The sequence below is a fragment of the Haloarcula onubensis genome (genome assembly GCF_031624605.1).
Lineage (GTDB): Archaea > Halobacteriota > Halobacteria > Halobacteriales > Haloarculaceae > Haloarcula > Haloarcula onubensis.
Window position 1 is genome coordinate 26,836 of record NZ_JAMQOS010000002.1, and the last position, 15,191, is coordinate 42,026.

At 69.5% G+C, this 15,191-nt stretch carries 17 protein-coding genes; 9 read left to right on the plus strand and 8 right to left on the minus strand.

Annotated features, from left to right (window positions below; all coding sequences use genetic code 11):
• The first annotated feature begins 138 nt into the window (after positions 1-138).
• Positions 139-642: a GNAT family N-acetyltransferase gene (locus NDI86_RS06890; RefSeq protein ID WP_310899680.1), complete on the plus strand. Its 504-nt coding sequence runs from the start codon at positions 139-141 to the stop codon at positions 640-642.
• A 58-nt stretch (positions 643-700) separates the two neighbouring features.
• Here NDI86_RS06890 and NDI86_RS06895 read toward each other — a convergent pair whose 3' ends face one another.
• Complete coding sequence (locus NDI86_RS06895) at positions 701-1,900, minus strand: MFS transporter (protein WP_310899681.1); 1,200 nt, start codon at positions 1,898-1,900, stop codon at positions 701-703.
• A gap of 123 nt (positions 1,901-2,023) precedes the next feature.
• Between NDI86_RS06895 and NDI86_RS06900 the strand changes: the two genes are divergently transcribed.
• The 4 genes from NDI86_RS06900 (at position 2,024) to priL (ending at position 7,154) form a co-directional block, all read left to right on the plus strand.
• Positions 2,024-3,325 carry an amidohydrolase gene (locus NDI86_RS06900; protein WP_310899682.1) on the plus strand — a complete coding sequence of 434 codons (1,302 nt, stop codon included), beginning with the start codon at positions 2,024-2,026 and terminating at the stop codon, positions 3,323-3,325.
• 149 nt (positions 3,326-3,474) lie between these two features.
• On the plus strand, positions 3,475-4,332 hold the full coding sequence (locus NDI86_RS06905; protein ID WP_310899683.1) for a hypothetical protein: 858 nt from the start codon (positions 3,475-3,477) through the stop codon (positions 4,330-4,332).
• 44 nt (positions 4,333-4,376) lie between these two features.
• Positions 4,377-5,654 (plus strand): adenosylhomocysteinase, encoded by a 1,278-nt coding sequence (locus tag NDI86_RS06910; protein ID WP_310899684.1) that lies wholly within the window; start codon positions 4,377-4,379, stop codon positions 5,652-5,654.
• Positions 5,655-6,068: 414 nt separating this feature from the next.
• Positions 6,069-7,154 carry a DNA primase regulatory subunit PriL gene (gene priL, locus NDI86_RS06915; RefSeq protein ID WP_310899685.1) on the plus strand — a complete coding sequence of 362 codons (1,086 nt, stop codon included), beginning with the start codon at positions 6,069-6,071 and terminating at the stop codon, positions 7,152-7,154.
• Here the strand turns inward: priL and NDI86_RS06920 are convergent.
• On the minus strand, positions 7,151-7,360 hold the full coding sequence (locus NDI86_RS06920) for a DUF7472 family protein (RefSeq protein ID WP_310899686.1): 210 nt from the start codon (positions 7,358-7,360) through the stop codon (positions 7,151-7,153). The genes priL and NDI86_RS06920 overlap by 4 nt on opposite strands.
• Positions 7,361-7,557: 197 nt before the next feature.
• Here NDI86_RS06920 and NDI86_RS06925 point away from each other — a divergent pair, with 197 nt between their 5' ends.
• On the plus strand, positions 7,558-8,187 hold the full coding sequence (locus NDI86_RS06925) for an SWIM zinc finger family protein (RefSeq protein WP_310899687.1): 630 nt from the start codon (positions 7,558-7,560) through the stop codon (positions 8,185-8,187).
• A gap of 125 nt (positions 8,188-8,312) precedes the next feature.
• On the opposite strand, the gene hjc is transcribed toward NDI86_RS06925, so the two are convergent.
• Entirely contained in the window at positions 8,313-8,834 is a 522-nt protein-coding gene (gene hjc, locus NDI86_RS06930; protein ID WP_310899688.1) for a Holliday junction resolvase Hjc, read from the minus strand.
• A 144-nt stretch (positions 8,835-8,978) separates the two neighbouring features.
• Here hjc and NDI86_RS06935 point away from each other — a divergent pair, with 144 nt between their 5' ends.
• Entirely contained in the window at positions 8,979-10,013 is a 1,035-nt protein-coding gene (locus NDI86_RS06935) for an NAD(P)H-dependent flavin oxidoreductase (RefSeq protein WP_310900165.1), read from the plus strand.
• Between the two features lie 28 nt (positions 10,014-10,041).
• Here the strand turns inward: NDI86_RS06935 and NDI86_RS06940 are convergent, their stop codons facing one another.
• Genes NDI86_RS06940 through NDI86_RS06950 form a run of 3 tightly spaced genes read right to left on the minus strand, consistent with a single transcriptional unit; the run spans position 10,042 to position 12,381 of the window.
• Positions 10,042-10,677 carry a cell division protein CdpA domain-containing protein gene (locus NDI86_RS06940; protein ID WP_310899689.1) on the minus strand — a complete coding sequence of 212 codons (636 nt, stop codon included), beginning with the start codon at positions 10,675-10,677 and terminating at the stop codon, positions 10,042-10,044.
• 36 nt (positions 10,678-10,713) lie between these two features.
• The gene (locus tag NDI86_RS06945) at positions 10,714-11,586 is read right to left on the minus strand and encodes an alpha/beta fold hydrolase (RefSeq protein ID WP_310899690.1); all 873 of its coding nucleotides are present in this window, start codon (positions 11,584-11,586) and stop codon (positions 10,714-10,716) included.
• Positions 11,587-11,637: 51 nt separating this feature from the next.
• Positions 11,638-12,381, minus strand: a complete 744-nt coding sequence (locus tag NDI86_RS06950; RefSeq protein WP_310899691.1) for a DNA polymerase sliding clamp — start codon at positions 12,379-12,381, stop codon at positions 11,638-11,640.
• A gap of 163 nt (positions 12,382-12,544) precedes the next feature.
• Between NDI86_RS06950 and NDI86_RS06955 the strand changes: the two genes are divergently transcribed.
• Positions 12,545-13,150 carry a hypothetical protein gene (locus NDI86_RS06955; protein WP_310899692.1) on the plus strand — a complete coding sequence of 202 codons (606 nt, stop codon included), beginning with the start codon at positions 12,545-12,547 and terminating at the stop codon, positions 13,148-13,150.
• 159 nt (positions 13,151-13,309) lie between these two features.
• A complete protein-coding gene (locus NDI86_RS06960) occupies positions 13,310-14,101 on the plus strand; it encodes a 23S rRNA (uridine(2552)-2'-O)-methyltransferase (protein ID WP_310899693.1) in 792 nt (263 codons plus the stop codon).
• A 189-nt stretch (positions 14,102-14,290) separates the two neighbouring features.
• Here the strand turns inward: NDI86_RS06960 and NDI86_RS06965 are convergent, their stop codons facing one another.
• Positions 14,291-14,986 carry a queuosine precursor transporter gene (locus NDI86_RS06965; protein WP_310899694.1) on the minus strand — a complete coding sequence of 232 codons (696 nt, stop codon included), beginning with the start codon at positions 14,984-14,986 and terminating at the stop codon, positions 14,291-14,293.
• Positions 14,976-15,152: a ribbon-helix-helix domain-containing protein gene (locus tag NDI86_RS06970; RefSeq protein WP_276249392.1), complete on the minus strand. Its 177-nt coding sequence runs from the start codon at positions 15,150-15,152 to the stop codon at positions 14,976-14,978. The genes NDI86_RS06965 and NDI86_RS06970 overlap by 11 nt, the downstream gene beginning before the upstream one ends.
• Positions 15,153-15,191 lie beyond the last annotated feature (39 nt).

The window sequence follows — 15,191 nt, forward strand, 5'->3', positions numbered from 1 at the left end:
CAGCGAGGCGAGTCTGTTGGCTCCCCGTCGAACAGCCAGACCGAACCGGAAGCCGTCTGCAGCCGCCTTTCGCTGTACGCTGTGCAGTCTCGACGGTTTATGTCTGCCCGGTGCTGCTGCTACTACGAGAGCGTATCCATGGATACACGACCGTTCACGGCCGACGACGCCGAGGCCGTCGACGAGGTGCATCGGCGCGCGTTCGACGGACGGACCGAAGAGTCACGCATCGTCCAGCGAGTACACGACGCGGACGAGGCCGTCGTCTCGCTCGTGGCAGTCGAGAACGACCGCGTCGTGGGCCACGTCCTGTTTTCTCCAGTTTCCGTGAGAACTCACGGAGAGCCTGTCGAACTTGTCGGGCTCGCACCGGTCGGCGTCCTCCCGGAACACCAGAACGAGGGCGTCGGCTCGGCGCTGGTTCGACGGGGGCTACTGGCGTGTCGTGAGAGCGCTGTGGACGCGGTGGTGGTTCTGGGCGACCCGGCGTACTACTCCCGCTTTGGCTTCGAACAGGCGAGCGAGTACGGGCTCGGTAACGAGTATGGTGCTGACGACGGGTTCAGGGTCAAACTGTTGACTGACGGAGCTCTAGACGACGTGGACGGAACCGTCAGCTATCGCCCGGAGTTCCGACAGTAGCCCGGTCTGGGCGTCGCGTTTTCGCTCACGCGTACCGCGAGGTGGGTGCTGCCCGTCCTCATTCCCTCCGCGGCAACAGTAGAAACAGCACACCGGCCACCAGCGTCAGCCCGGCCATCAGGTAAAACGAGAGGTCGAAGAGGCCGCGGTCGGCGAACAGGCCGACGACCACCGACCCGAACGAACCCACGGCGAAAAACCCCGTCCGGAGCAGTCCCCAGCCGGTCCCCTCGACGGCGTCGGGCAGCAGGTCGACGATGTAGGCGTTCGTCAGCGGCCCCGAACTCATCCGGAACCCGATTGCGACCGCGGCCAGCCCCAGCAGGAGCCGTCCCTCCAGCGTCGGGACGAGCGCGAGCGGGACGGCGCTGGCGACGCAGACGCCGACGAGCACCGCCGGCGAGCCGTACGCGTCCGCCAGCCGCCCCGTCACCGCCTGCGAGACGGCGCCGCCGACGAACAGCCCCGAGAGGATGGCGCCGGCGGTCCCCTGCGTGAAATCGCGCGTGGAGACGAGGTAGGTCGTCAGGAAGGCCGTCACGGCCTGGAACACGAGCAGCATGACCATCGCGCCAAGCACCGCGAGCGCGAGCCGGCGGTCCCCGAGGCTTGCGAGGACTTTCCGGAGGTCGGCCTGCAGCGAGCGGTCGTCGGTGGCCCTCTCGCGGTCGGAGACGCTGACGTAGAGCGCGGCGGCGACGAGCGCGAACAGGGGCGCGACGGCGGCTAGCCCGACGCGCCAGCCGTAGCGAACAGTGACGACGGCGGCCACCAGGGGGAGCACGGCGGAGCCGATAGAGCCGGCGGCCATCACCGTGCCGAAGGCGACCCCCTCGCGGGCGTCGAAGGTCCGTGAGAGCAGGGTGCCCCGCGGCGGGCCGTACAGCCCCGTCCCGAGGCCGAAGCCGGCGGTCGCGAGGACAAAGAGCGCGTAGGTCGGCGAGACCAGATAGCCGACCAGTCCGGCGCCCGACAGCAGCGCCGACCCGACGAGCAGCGTCCGCTCGCCGACGCGGTCGATGTAGACCCCCGTCGGGAACTGCATCGCCGCGTAGGTGAGCCAGAGGACGGTGACGGCGACGCCGGCCCGGGTGTTCGAGATGCCAAACTCCGCGCGAATCGTCGGGAGGACGGCGGGGACGACGAAGCGCATCCCCAGCACGAGGAACCAGCCCGCGGCGACGGCCCCGAGCAGGCGGTAGGGGTTGCCCGCCCGGGACGCGGCGACGACGCCCCGGAATCGGTCGGTGACACCCATCGGATACCGGACAGAGGCGTTCGACCGGAAAGACGCTGACGGAAGGGACAACGCGGCCGGGCGGAGGCGAGCCGGCGGAACGGACCCGGCCCAACTAAGAGCGGGCGTTCCCAACCCCGTCCCATGACCGACCTCCTCGTTGCCGGCGGCCAGGTCCTCCGGCCCGACATGACCGTCGAGCGCGCTGACGTACTCGTCGACCAGGACAGCGGCGACATCGTCGCCGTCGACGACCCCGGCGAACTGGGCGGCGACGGCGAACTGGACGCCAGCGGCGGGCTCGTGATTCCGGGGCTCGTCAACGCCCACACGCACGTCGCGATGACGCTCCTCAGAGGCTACGCCGACGACAAGCCGCTGGACGCGTGGCTCCAGGAGGATATCTGGCCCGTCGAGTCCGAGTTGACCCCCGAGGACGTGCGCGTCGGCGCCGAACTCGGCCTCGTCGAGATGATTCGGTCGGGAACGACCGCCCTCTCGGACATGTACTTCCACGTCGACGAGATAGCGACGGCCGTCGGGGACGCGGGCCTGCGGGCCGTGCTGGGTCACACCGCCGTCACCGTCGCCAAGGACGACGAGGGCGCTCGCGCTGACATGCAGGCCAGTCTCGACACGGCGCTGGAACTCGACGGCGCCGCCGACGGCCGCATCCGGACGACGTTCCAGCCCCACAGCCTGACGACGGTGGGCGAGGAGTACCTGCGCGAGTTCGTCCCCGAAGCCGCCGCGGAAGGCCTGCCGATACACCTGCACGCCAACGAGACGACCGACGAGGTCGCCCCCATCGTCGACGAGAACGGGATGCGACCGCTCGAATACGCCGAGGACGTGGGGCTGCTGGGCCCGGACACATTCGCCGCACACTGCGTCCACGTCGACGAGACGGAAATCGACCTGCTCGCGGAGACGGGGACCGGCGTGGTCCACTGTCCGGCCTCGAACATGAAACTCGCCAGCGGGATGGCGCCGGTCCAGGCGATGCTCGACGCCGGCGTCACCGTCGGCCTGGGCACCGACGGCGCGGCCTCGAACAACGACCTCGACATGTTCGACGAACTGCGCGACGCCGCCATGGTCGGGAAACTCGCCACGGGGGACGCGAGCGCGGTGCCCGCCGCCGCGGCCGTCGAGATGGCCACCGCGAACGGCGCCGACTTGCTGGGCTTTGACTCCGGACGGGTCGCGGCCGGCGCGAACGCCGACCTCGCCGTCGTTGACCTCGACGCCGCCCACCTGACGCCGGCCCACGACCTCGTCTCGCATCTGGCCTACGCGGTCCGTGGCAGCGACGTGCGCCACACGGTCTGTGACGGGCGGGTACTCATGCGGGACCGCGAGGTCACCGTTGTCGACGCGGCGGCGGTCCGCGAGCGCGCGGGCGAGCACGCCGCGGCACTGGTCGGCCGGGCGAGTGAGAATTAAACGCTCAGAGAAAGTTATAAACGCTCCAAACGTCGCTGCACCCGTCATATCACGGCGGAGAACCACCTGAACGGACTGAACGGGATGGGGGGTTTAATCAGATATCCCGCAAGGGTGGATGTGTGATACATACCAGATTGTTCGCAGTTATGGCCACAGTGGGGTTGGTCCTGTTCGCGCTGGGACCGGGGGCGGCGACCGCCGCGGCCGACGGCGCCGGTAACGACGCGCTCGACGACTCGCTCGACGTCTCGGTCAGTCAGGCGGGCAACGCCGGCCCCGTCGTGACGGTGACGGACAACGACACCGCCGTCGAGAACGCCACCGTGACCGTCGAGGCCCTCGACAACGGCACGTACGCGGCTGTCGGCGAGGACTACGCGACCGACGCGAACGGGACGGTCACACTGCCCGAACCCGAGGAGAACGTCTCCGTCGAGGTGACCGCGACCGCCGGCGACGCGACCGGTTCGACGACGGCCGACCTGACCGTCGCGGGCGACTCCGAGGACGGGTCCGCGAACTTCGGCCTGCGCGTCTCGTCGTTCGTCGATTCGCTGCTGTCGGGCAACGCGACCGCCATCGGCCAGCAGGTCGCCCAGTTCGTGACCGAGCACAACCCGGGCAACGCACCGCCCTGGGCCGGCCCGCCGGCGGATGACGACGACAAGCGTGGCCCGCCCGCACACGCCGGACAGGACGACGACAACGAGACCGACGACAGGCGTGGCCCGCCCGCACACGCCGGACAGGACGACGACAACGAGACCGACGACAGGCGCGGCCCGCCCGCACACGCCGGGCAGGACGACGACAGCGAGGAGACGAATGAGACGGCCGAGGATAGCGAGGAGACGAACGAGACGGCCGAGGACAGCGAGGAGACGAACGAGACGGCCGAGGACAGCGAAGAGACGAACGAGACGGCCGAGGACAGCGAGGAGAGCGACGACGCCGAGGACGACAGCAACGGCCCGCCGGCCCACGCTCGCGGCGGCGGTAACTGAGCGGCTTCGGTAGCGTTTTACGAACGCTGTGTCTCCCCTCGGGCATGACAGCGCCCATTTCGGACCGACTGGCGGACGCCGACGCGGCCCGCGAGTCGGGCCGCCGGAAGATGGACTGGGCAGCCCAGCACATGCCCATCTGCGACGCGCTCCGCGAGGAGTTCGAAGCCGACCAGCCCTTCGCGGGCGAGCGCATCGGCATGGCGATGCACGTCGAAGCGAAGACGGCCATCCTCGCGGAGGTTCTGGCCGCCGGCGGCGCGGAGGTGGCCATCACCGGCTGTAACCCCCTCTCGACCCACGACGACGTCAGCGCCGCTCTCGACGCCGTCGACGGGGTCACCTCCTACGCCGAGCGCGGTGTCGACGACGAGGCATACTACGCCGCCATCGAGGCCGTCATCGACCACCAGCCCACCGTCACGGTCGACGACGGGATGGACCTCGTCGCGGCCATCCACGAGGACTACCCCGAACTCATCGACACCATCGTCGGCGGGGCCGAAGAGACCACGACGGGCGTCCACCGCCTGCGCGCGATGGACGCCGACGGCCAGTTGGAGTACCCCGTCTTCGCCGTCAACGACACGCCGATGAAGCGCCTGTTCGACAACGTCCACGGCACCGGCGAGTCCTCGCTCGCCTCCATCGCCATGACGACGAACCTCTCCTGGGCCGGCAAGACCGTCGTCGTCGCCGGCTACGGCCACTGCGGGAAAGGCGTCGCGAAGAAGGCCAGCGGCCAGAACGCCGACGTGGTCGTCACCGAGGTCGAACCCCGCCGCGCGCTGGAAGCGCACATGGAGGGGTACGACGTGCTTCCGATGGCCGAGGCGGCCGCCGAAGGCGACGTGTTCATCACGACGACCGGCAACCGCGACGTCGTCGTCGAGGAGCACTTCGAACGGATGCAGGACGGCGTGTTGCTCGCCAACGCCGGGCACTTCGACGTGGAAATCGACCTCGACGCCCTCGCCGACCTCGCGGTCGACAGCTACGAAGCGCGCGACGGCGTCCAGGCCTACGAGATGGCAGACGGCCGCCGGCTGAACGTGCTCGCGGAGGGCCGACTCGTCAACCTGGCGACCCCCATCGCGCTCGGCCACCCGGTCGAAGTGATGGACCAGAGCTTCGGCGTGCAGGCGGTCTGCGTGCGCGAGATGGTCGAGAACGGCGAGGCCTACGGGCCCGGCGTCCACGACGTGCCCGACCGGCTGGACAGGGAGGTCGCGGAGATTAAACTGGACGCCGAGGGCGTCGAGTTCGACGCGCTGACCGAGACGCAGGCCGAGTATATGGACTCCTGGCAGCACGGGACATGACATCCTCCACGCCGTGAACGGAGAGGGAGCAAAGCTCCCTCAAGCAGTCGGGCTACGCCCGACGACGGCGCGGTTTCCTCCGTGGGAGTCTCAGTCGGTCTAAGATTTTCAGGAGGCAATATTCCCGCCCTTGCGAACGGTACTCGGGTCTGTGCGCTGTTCTTTCGAGGCCACGAGCTTGCGAGCAGGTAGGACGACCCGAGGAAGCCGAGAGTGAGCCGACGACCTTCTACCCAGACCTTATACCGCCACAAATAACGCCCTACGGGCCGATAATCGTGGGTTACGACGCCAGAGGCGGCTTCTTGGAACGCCCGCTCGAAACCTATCGGCTGGTAGGACTGTCTTGTAGAGAGTAGTATTTGCCATCGGCGGGACGGCAATTTTATTCGGGCCGGCCCGCAACGGCGTCCCATGCAGCCGCTTCATGCCCGGTATCCGTTCCTTGCCGCCGCTCGCGAGGCCGTCGAGACAGCGGCGGTCGACCTGGGGGATGTCGTCGCGACAGACGACGCGGTGACGGACCGGGCCGTGGCGCGGGTCGAACACGCCATCACGGACGGCAGCGTCGGTGAGCCACACCGCCGCACGCGCGTCGAGTTGCTCTCCTATCCGGTGGCGCGCGTGCTCGTCTCGCTGGTCGACACGCACGTCTGTACCCGCAAGTACGCTCAGGCCGAGGCCGAGACGGCCCAGGAGCGGTTCTCACAGGAGTTCGCCGCGACGACGGAGTTCAAGTCCACCAGCACCGAGCGCGTGACGCTCGACCAGTTGCTCGCCGAGTTCGACCTCGCGACGGCGGTCACGGACGCCGACGACGGGTACCGGGTCGAGGTGGGGACCTACCTCGACCTGGCGGCCGACCAGCGGGGCGACCGCTGGCGGCTGGTCAACCGGCCGCTGGCCGACGGTCGAGTGCGCATCGCCGCCGACGAACTCCACGTCCTGCTGAAACAGGCCATCCGACACCGGGTCGCCGAGGGGCTCCCTTTCCAGGTGCCCGACGCCATCGCGGCCGAACTCGACGACGAGGTCGAACACCTGACCGAGGTGCTCGCGGAGCTGGACCTCACCAGGGAGATAGACACCGTCGTTCCGGAACTGTTCCCGCCGTGTATGCAGGCGCTGCTGGACCAGGTCCAGAAGGGCGAACACCTGGAACACCACTCCCGATTCGCCATCGCCGCCTTCCTGACGAGCATCGGGATGACGACCGACGAAATCGTGGACCTGTTCCAGGTGAACCCCGGGTTCGGCGAGGAGGCGACCCGCTATCAGGTCGACCACATCCGCGGCGACACGAGCCCGACGGAGTACTCGACGCCGGCCTGCTCGACGATGCAGTCCTACGGCGACTGCGTCAACATGGACGACCTCTGTGAGCGCATCTCGCACCCGATGGCCTACTACGAGAAAAGAATCGACGACGCCGACGACGACGAACTGGACGACTGGCGCGACGAGAACGCCGAGGGCGACGACGAGGCGGCCGAGGCCTAGAAGTCCTGTCGTTCCAGCCAGATGCCCGCCCCGAGCATCACGACGACGAACAGCCCGATTGCACCGACCAGCGCCGTCCCGCCCCGCGGGCTGAGCCCCCCGTTCGTCGAGTAGGTCGTGGCGACGTACACCGTCGCGGCCACGAACGTGACGAAGGCGATGGCGGAGACGACGACCTGCAAGATGGCCTCCCGCTCGATTTCCATGCTCCGCGGTTTCCTCGGGGCGGGCAAAAGGGTGTCGAAGCGCTCTAGACGCAGTTTCTGTCGCTGATGTGACCGCATCTGGCCGGTCGAATCGACGAGCGCGTCGTCGACTCCCCGTCCCGGCCGAGAGATTTAGGGCCGTTCGGACCCTACGTTTCTACTGGACACACCGTGGAAAACAGCCGTGTCCGCCCGCTATGACACTGATTACCCCCTCGGACGACACCGAGCCGACTGCACTGGCACCCGACCCCGACCGCCTCGACGCGCGCTCCCGCCGCGCCTGGACCGAGCGGATGCTGGTCGACCGCCGTCCGGACGACACCTACGCCGTCACCACCGAGAGCGGCCACACCTACCGCGTCGACCTGCGTACGCACGACTGTAGCTGTCCCGACCACCGCATCCGCGGCGAGCAGTGCAAACACCTGCGGCGGGTCGCCATCGAGATAACCGCCCGCCGGGTCGCGCCGCCGGGCCGCGAGCGGGCGCGCTGTGACCTGTGTGGCAGTGTCACGTTCGTCGGCCGGGACGCGTCGCCGCCACACCGCTGTCGGCACTGCGAACTCGTCCCCGGCGACGTCGTGCTGGACCGCGAGACGGGCGACAGGCTCGTCGTCGCCCGGGTGACCGACGAGCGGGCCGACGAGTGGGTCATCCGGGCGACCGGCGAGACCGTCGCCGAGTACGAGCGCAACGACGGCTATCCGACCGACGACCCCGTCGTCGAGGCGACGTATCTGAGCGCCCGTCGCCGGTCGTCGCCGCGTCGCTACGCCTTCCCGCGGTCGCGTCTGGAGCGGACGGACGAGCAACTGGTCGAGTGAGCGGAGACGCCGCCGTCGGCCGCGTAGCGGCCCCCAGGACGGTCGCTACGCGCGGCGTGCCCCGACGGCGGCGTTCCGTTCTGGCGCCGCTATCACGGATAAACTCCCGCACGGGCCACCGTGACTCACTCCAGCATCTCGGCGGCCTCCGCTTTCGAGAGGTCGCCCCGTTCGAACGCCGAGAGGACGTCGAGGACGGCCTGGTCCGGGCCGCTGTCCTCCCCGACTTCGTCGAGCGTTACCTTCCGCGTGTTGCCGACGAACTCCTCGAAGTCGGTCCCGTCGGCGATGGCGGTCTCCTTCTTGACGCGGTAGTTGCCGCCGTCGGTCGTGTAGAGGTCGCCCGGGTGGAAGAAGTACCAGTCCTCGCGGTCGAAGCGGGCGGCGACGCGGGGTTTCGCGCCGAAGTTTCGCGCGAAAAAGAGCAGGGCCTCAATCTCCTCGCCGTCGAGATAGATGGGGTCGCCGGCGCTGGATTTGGCCTCGATAGCGTAGAACGTCTCCCCGTCGCCGGTCAGCACGTCGGGGAGTTCCCGCTCGGTGGCGCTGCCGCTGGCGGGCGCCCGCATGACCGCGAAGCCGGCCTCGTCGAGTGCGTTGACCAGCTCCCGCTCGCGGCGGTCCCCCTTCGCGTTCGAGTTTGCCATTGCCACTCGTTTCGCCGTGGCACGTAAAAATGCCCGTCGGTCAGTCGCCGGGGACGGCGCGGCCTAGCCTGTGGCGGTCCGGTCGGCGCGACCGACCCGCCTGCGCCGCCGCGCTGGTACGGGGACCGGCAGTACAATCAAGGAATCGGCGGTCCAAGCTCCTCGCGTTCCTCCATGGCACGACTGTCGACGCCGCTCACTGACCTACTCGACCTCGACGTTCCCATCGTCCAGGCGCCGGTCGGCAGCGCGACCTGTCCCGCGCTGGCCGCCGCCGTCGCGGACGCCGGCGCGCTGGGGATGCTCGCGGTCACGTGGCGCGACGAGGCGGCGACCCGCGAGGCCGTCGCCGAGACCGACCGCCGCACGGACGGCGCCTTCGGGGTCAACGTCGTCGTCGACCCGGACGCGAAGACCGTCCCGACGGAGACGCACGTCGATATCTGCCTCGAGGAGGGGGTCGACGTGTTCTCGTTTTCCTTCGGCGACGCCGCGCCCTTCGTCGAGCGGATACACGCCCGCGGCGGGGTCGTCATCCAGACCGTGGGCAGCGCTGGGGCGGCGAGCGCGGCGGTCGACGCGGGCGTCGACGTCGTCGTGGCACAGGGCTGGGAGGCGGGCGGCCACGTCCAGAGCGAGGTCGCGACGCTACCGCTGGTGCCCCGCGTCGTCGACGCCGTCCCGGACACGCCCGTCGTGGCCGCCGGCGGTATCGCGGACGGACGCGGGATTGGCGCCGTCCTGACGCTCGGTGCAGCCGGCGCGTGGCTCGGGACGCGGTTCCTCGCGACGACGGAGGCCCGCGTCCACCGGCTGTACCGACAGCGGCTCCTCGACGCCGCCGAGACGGAGACGGTCTACGCGACGCTCTTCGACGAAGGCTGGCCGGAGACGCCACACCGGGTCGTCGAAAACGAGACAGTCAGGGCGTGGCAGGCGTCGGGCGACGGCGAGACGGACCACCCGGGTGCGGGCGACGTCGTGGCGGAGACGCCCGACGGGACGCCCGTTCGACGGTACGAGGATTCGCTGGCGGTGCCCGAGATGCGGGGGGACGTCACCGAGTTGCCGCTGTACGCCGGACAGAGCGTCGGCGGAACACAGACGGTGCAACCGGCGGGTGACCTCGTGACAGAACTCGCCGACGAGGCGCTCGACGCGCTCGAACGGCCCCGGTGAAAACGGCCGTCTCGATGGCGGCGTGCGCTCAGTCGTCGCCGCGTTCGCTCTCGCCCAGTTCGGCACGGGACTCCAGTTCCCGGATAATCCGCTCGGTCTCGCCGCCGTCGCTGCGAATCGCCTCCGCGTAGCGCTGGTACTCCTCGCGGGAGACCGTCACCGTCCGTTTCGTCCCCTGGCGGGTCAGCTCCAGCCTGACCATCCCCTGTGGGTTGTTCCGTGTGCGGAAACTCGCCATCGCGGTGAAGACGAACCAGAACGCCAGACAGGTGCCGAGGAAGTAGGCCATCGAGGTCTCGAACGCGAGCGTCTCCGCGCCGGTCGTCCACCGCTCGGGGTAGGCGACCTGAAAGAGGCCGACACCGACCAGACACAGCGCCGCACCGACGACGACGCCGACGTTCTCCCGTCGCGAGGAGGGCAACACGGCGACGACGCCCAGGAACATCGCGGGGATGCCCAGCCCGCCCAGCGTGCCGGCGAGTTTCTCCGCGGCCCGGAGGTCGCTCGCGCCCAGCCAGCCGCCGACGGGCGTCGTCACGACCAGCAGGCCGAGGACGACCGCCAGCGCGCCCAGCCCGCCGAGCGTGGCCCCGGCGAAGACGCGCCGCGGGTCCCGCCCCTCGAAGCGGCGGCGACTGTACGCGTCTCCGAGGTTCTCCATGCCTGGCCGTTGTATCCCATCCCACAAAACGCTACGTCAGACGGGCGTCGGACCCCGGAGCGCGCGGCCGGCGGCCACACAGAGGCTCCCCAGGTGGTCGCTGTCGACCCGTTCCAGCGTCGCCTCGGGGAGCCGGCGGGCCAGCGCCGCGCCGGTCTCGGGCGCGACGTTCCGGTCGCGCCGGCCCTGGAAGACGGTGACCGGGACCGACACGTCCCGGAGGTCGACGGGCCACGGTTCGGCGAGCAGGCCGAGTTCCCGGACGACGGCGCTCGGCCCGCGAGCCGTCGCCGCCAACACGTCCGCTTTCACGAGCCGTGCCACCTCGTCGGTCGAGAGGGCTTCGGTCTCGGGCGGACGCTGGGCCACGAGGTCCAGCGCCGCGTCGGGGTCCCGCCGAGCGAGCGCCCACCGCTGGAGGCGGACGAGCGGCGAGCACAGCCACGGGACGTGTCGCGCCAGCGCCCCCATCGCCCGCTGTGCTCGTCCCGTCTCGCCCACGCCCGGCGGTCCCGCCCCGCTGACGAGCGTCACCGACTCGACGGCGGCCAGCCGGTGACAGGCCAGGGCGTACGGCGCGCCGCCGGAGAATCCGAGGACTCCGGCTCGGTCGGCGTCGAGGTGCGAGAGCAACGCGGCGGCGTCGTCGGGCCAGTCGTCGATACCGACGGCGGCGCCGTCGGAGTCACCGATGCCCGGCCGGTCGGGGGCGATGACACGGATGCCCCGTTCGGTCGCGGGCGCGTCGAGCAGGCGCCCGAGCAGCCGCGAGCCGGGCGTCCCGTGACAGAAGAGGACGGGCCGCCCGGTCGGGTCGCCGTAGGTCGCGTAGGCGAGGCGTCGCTGGCCGACGGTGACGTACTGGGCGGTGTCGGTCGACTCCTCGGCAGTCGCTGCGGCGGGGACCATGTTCGGGCTACCGGACGGCGGCGGAAAAAGGCTGAGCCTCGCTGGTGCGGCCTAGTCGCTCTGGATGCGCGGCGCGAGCATGTAGGTGACGCGGCCCTGGCCCTCGGCGAAGTCGAAGTGCATCTTGACGGGGAACTCCTCGCCCAGTTCCATCTCGACCTCCGCATCCTTGGGGATGGCCTTGTTCATGTTCTTCAGGTAGTCCAGCGAGAACAGGGAGTGAGCGTCGCCCGGGGTGAGGTCGATGAGGTCCTCCTGGGTGAGTTCGAGGTGGACGTCGTCGGTGTCGCCCTCGGCGTCGACGTAGAACAGTTCGTCGGCGGCGTCGACGCCCAGCGCGATGTGGTCGCTGACCATGTCCGCGGCGGTGACGGCGCGGTTGATATCTTTCCCCTCGATGACGATGTGGGCGGAGAGGTCGAGGTCGGGGAGGTCGGGTTCCTGGCGGATGGAGTCGGGGTCGATGAGCGCGAGCGTGTACTCCAGGCCGTCGATGGCGATGTGGAGCTTGCGCGTCTCCTCGTCGAGTTCCAGGTGGACGAGCTGGCCCGAGTCGGCCATCCCGGCGATGTCCTCCAGCCGCGAGAGGTTGACGCCGATGAGGCCGCCGTCGGTCTCGTAGGACTCGAAGGCCGCCGCGTCGAGTCGCAGGTCGACCATGCCGACGTTGGCCGGGTCCACCGCCCGAATCTCCAGGCCGTCGTCTTCGAGGTGGATCTTGCACTCGTCCACCAGCACGCTCACTGAGTCGAGAGCCGCCTTGAGCGTGTCCGCACTCACGATGGCGTTGAACATCTTGAACCGGGCTACGCCCCCATGCATTAAAAAGTCCCTCATTGAATCCGCGTGCGCGCGAGGGGCTCGCGGCCGCCGCCGACGCGGCGAAACCGGGATACGACGGCCCGGTTGCACACGCAGGCACCGCCCGTATCCGACCGGCTCGACAAACGAGAGTGATATGAACGACGAAGCAGCCGGCGGGGAGCGCCGCCGATGGAGCCGGCGAGCGGTGTTGCGGTCAGTCACTGCCGGCGTCGGCGTCGTCGGCACGGCCGGCGTCGTAGCGGGCCAGACGGGAACCGACGGCGCCGCCCAGGGCGGGCAACGCAAGGCCGTCATCCCGGAACAGCAACAGTACGGCCAGTCGGTGACGGGCTTTTTCCTCCACATCGGGGCCGAGGTCGACCCGACGGAGGCCAGCGTCTCCGACCGGTGTGACTTCGTGGACTGGGCCGACGACGAGACCCTGGCCTACGACGCCCAGCTCATCGACCGGAAGGCCGACCCCGAGACGCAGTCGATAACGCTGTATCTCGACGAGCGGGCCGACCCCGGGACGCTGTTTATCATCAACGACCGCGAGCAGTGCGAGAGTGGCTATCTGGGCATCTACCTCGAACAGACCGGCGTCAACCTCGCACAGCTCCGGAGCCGCGATTTCACGCCCAACGCCGAGAACCAGGACGGTGGGGCCTCGGGCGGGGGCGGCCCGGGGATGGGCGTCGCGAGCGGCCTGGCCGGGCTGCTGGGAGCCGGGTGGCTGTTCGGGCGGCGGGGAGAGTGAGGCCAGTGTCGTCGGCCGTGCTTGCGGCCTGTGCCCGTTTGTACGCACGCGGCGACACGGGCTGCTCCGGCCGGCGGCGAGTCGGCACCCATTTGAGCGTCCGCGGCCTCCGAGCGTGTATGAACGGTTCTTCGCGCGAGCAGCGAGAGGTGCGCTGAGATGGCCGGCAAGGACGAGTACTACAACAAGGCCAAACAGCAGGGCTACCGCGCCCGCTCGGCGTACAAGCTCAAACAGTTAGACGAGACGGCCGGGCTGCTCGGCCAGGGCCGCACCGTCGTCGACCTCGGCGCGGCCCCCGGCGGGTGGCTGCAGGTGGCCGCGGAGGCAGTGGGCGAGCGGGGCACCGTCGTCGGCGTCGACCGCCAGCGTATCGACCCGCTGTCGGACCCGGAGCCGACCGTCGAGTACGTCCGCGGGGACATGACCGACGACAGCACCAGAGACGAGATTCGCGAGGTGGTCGGCGGGAGCGACGGGCGGGGCGGCCCCGTCGACGTGGTCGTCTCGGACATGGCGCCGAACATGAGCGGCGACTACGACCTGGACCACGCCCGGTCCGTGCATCTGGTCCGCCAGGCCCTCGCGGTGGCGACCGACCTGCTGGACTCGGGCGGGGACTTCTGTGCGAAGGTGTTCGACGGCCAGGACTTACAGGACCTCAAGGCCGACATCGAACCGGAGTTCGAGTACGTCCGCGAGGTCCGACCGGACGCCTCGCGCGATTCGTCCTCGGAGCTGTATCTCGTCGCGAAACACCGCCTCACCGGGCCGGTGCGAGCGGGCGACGTGGTCGAGGTGACCATCGAGGACATGGGCGAGGAGGGCGACGGCATCGCGAAGGTCGACGGCTTCACCGTCTTCGTCAGCGGCGTCGACCAGGGCGAGACTCTCGACGTGCGAATCGACGACGTGAAACCGCGGTTCGCGTTCGGTCAGCCGGCCGAGTGACCGAGCAGCGAGCTCCCGATTGCTGTCTCGCTCTCCACGGCTCGCTTCGCTCGCCGTCGTCGGGCGGCCGTGCCGCCCGACTGCCCGAGGGACCTCCGGTCCCTCGCTGCTCATCGTCTCGCTACTACTCGCGGGTCGCTTCGCTCCCCGCTCGCAATCCGAGACAGCTCCTTTCAGTCGATGTCTCGCTTACCACGGCGTCGGCCGGGCCGCCTGCTCGCGTCCGCGGGCGAACGCGACGATGGCGTAGACGAGGGGGGTATCGACCAGCGCGATGGCGAGTTTCAACAGGTACTGACCGACGACGAGCACGAGCGCGCCGGCCAGGGGTGTGCCCTGAAAGAGAACGAAGCCGACGCCGACGAAGATGACCGTGTCTAGAAGCTGGCTGGTGGCCGTCGAGCCGACGTTGCGCAGCCAGAGGTGGTCACCGCCCGTGGCGTCGCCCAGCGCGTGAAAGATGAACACGTCTAAGTTCTGGCTGACGACGTACGCCGACAGGCTGGCGACGACGATGCCAGTGCTCGCGGCCAGCACCGAGCGGAACGCCGACGGGTCGACCGGCTGGGCGGCCGGCGGGAGGCCCGGAGCGAGGACGGTGCTCCAGACCAGCGCCAGCAAGACGAAGTTCATCGCGAAGCCGACGTTGACGACGACCGTCGCGGCCCGACGGCCGTACAGTTCGGCGTAGCAATCCGAGGCGAAGAACGTCAGGGCGTACGCTAACGCCGCCCCCGGCAGGACCAGCGTGTCGCCGGCCACCGGGAGCGAGACGGGCAGCGGGAACGCGAGTAGCTTCGAGGCGGTGACCTGCGCGACCACCAGTGCGGTGATAAACAGTGCCACCAGCCCGATTCGCAGGGGGTCCTCGCCGCTACTGCTCATCGTCCAGCCGTCCCTGCCGCTCGTCGATGTCGTCCAGCATGTCCAGCGTCTTGCGGATAGAGGCCCGGATGGCCTCGCTGCGGTTGACGAACTTCCCGTCCTCGCCGACGTGGTCGTCTAGGTCCGCCAGCAACTCGGCGGGCACTTCCACGCTTATCTTGGGCATAGTCGGGGAATATCGCCGGCGGGCTTAAATCGCCCGCAT

Bases quoted from the DNA above. Each gene is read 5' to 3' on its own strand.
- NDI86_RS06890 (WP_310899680.1), top strand. From the start codon at position 139: ATGGATACACGACCGTTCACGGCCGACGACGCCGAGGCCGTCGACGAG.
- NDI86_RS06895 (WP_310899681.1), bottom strand. From the start codon at position 1,900: ATGGGTGTCACCGACCGATTCCGGGGCGTCGTCGCCGCGTCCCGGGCG.
- NDI86_RS06900 (WP_310899682.1), top strand. From the start codon at position 2,024: ATGACCGACCTCCTCGTTGCCGGCGGCCAGGTCCTCCGGCCCGACATG.
- NDI86_RS06905 (WP_310899683.1), top strand. From the start codon at position 3,475: ATGGCCACAGTGGGGTTGGTCCTGTTCGCGCTGGGACCGGGGGCGGCG.
- NDI86_RS06910 (WP_310899684.1), top strand. From the start codon at position 4,377: ATGACAGCGCCCATTTCGGACCGACTGGCGGACGCCGACGCGGCCCGC.
- priL (WP_310899685.1), top strand. From the start codon at position 6,069: ATGCAGCCGCTTCATGCCCGGTATCCGTTCCTTGCCGCCGCTCGCGAG.
- NDI86_RS06920 (WP_310899686.1), bottom strand. From the start codon at position 7,360: ATGGAAATCGAGCGGGAGGCCATCTTGCAGGTCGTCGTCTCCGCCATC.
- NDI86_RS06925 (WP_310899687.1), top strand. From the start codon at position 7,558: ATGACACTGATTACCCCCTCGGACGACACCGAGCCGACTGCACTGGCA.
- hjc (WP_310899688.1), bottom strand. From the start codon at position 8,834: ATGGCAAACTCGAACGCGAAGGGGGACCGCCGCGAGCGGGAGCTGGTC.
- NDI86_RS06940 (WP_310899689.1), bottom strand. From the start codon at position 10,677: ATGGAGAACCTCGGAGACGCGTACAGTCGCCGCCGCTTCGAGGGGCGG.
- NDI86_RS06945 (WP_310899690.1), bottom strand. From the start codon at position 11,586: ATGGTCCCCGCCGCAGCGACTGCCGAGGAGTCGACCGACACCGCCCAG.
- NDI86_RS06950 (WP_310899691.1), bottom strand. From the start codon at position 12,381: ATGTTCAACGCCATCGTGAGTGCGGACACGCTCAAGGCGGCTCTCGAC.
- NDI86_RS06955 (WP_310899692.1), top strand. From the start codon at position 12,545: ATGAACGACGAAGCAGCCGGCGGGGAGCGCCGCCGATGGAGCCGGCGA.
- NDI86_RS06960 (WP_310899693.1), top strand. From the start codon at position 13,310: ATGGCCGGCAAGGACGAGTACTACAACAAGGCCAAACAGCAGGGCTAC.
- NDI86_RS06965 (WP_310899694.1), bottom strand. From the start codon at position 14,986: ATGAGCAGTAGCGGCGAGGACCCCCTGCGAATCGGGCTGGTGGCACTG.
- NDI86_RS06970 (WP_276249392.1), bottom strand. From the start codon at position 15,152: ATGCCCAAGATAAGCGTGGAAGTGCCCGCCGAGTTGCTGGCGGACCTA.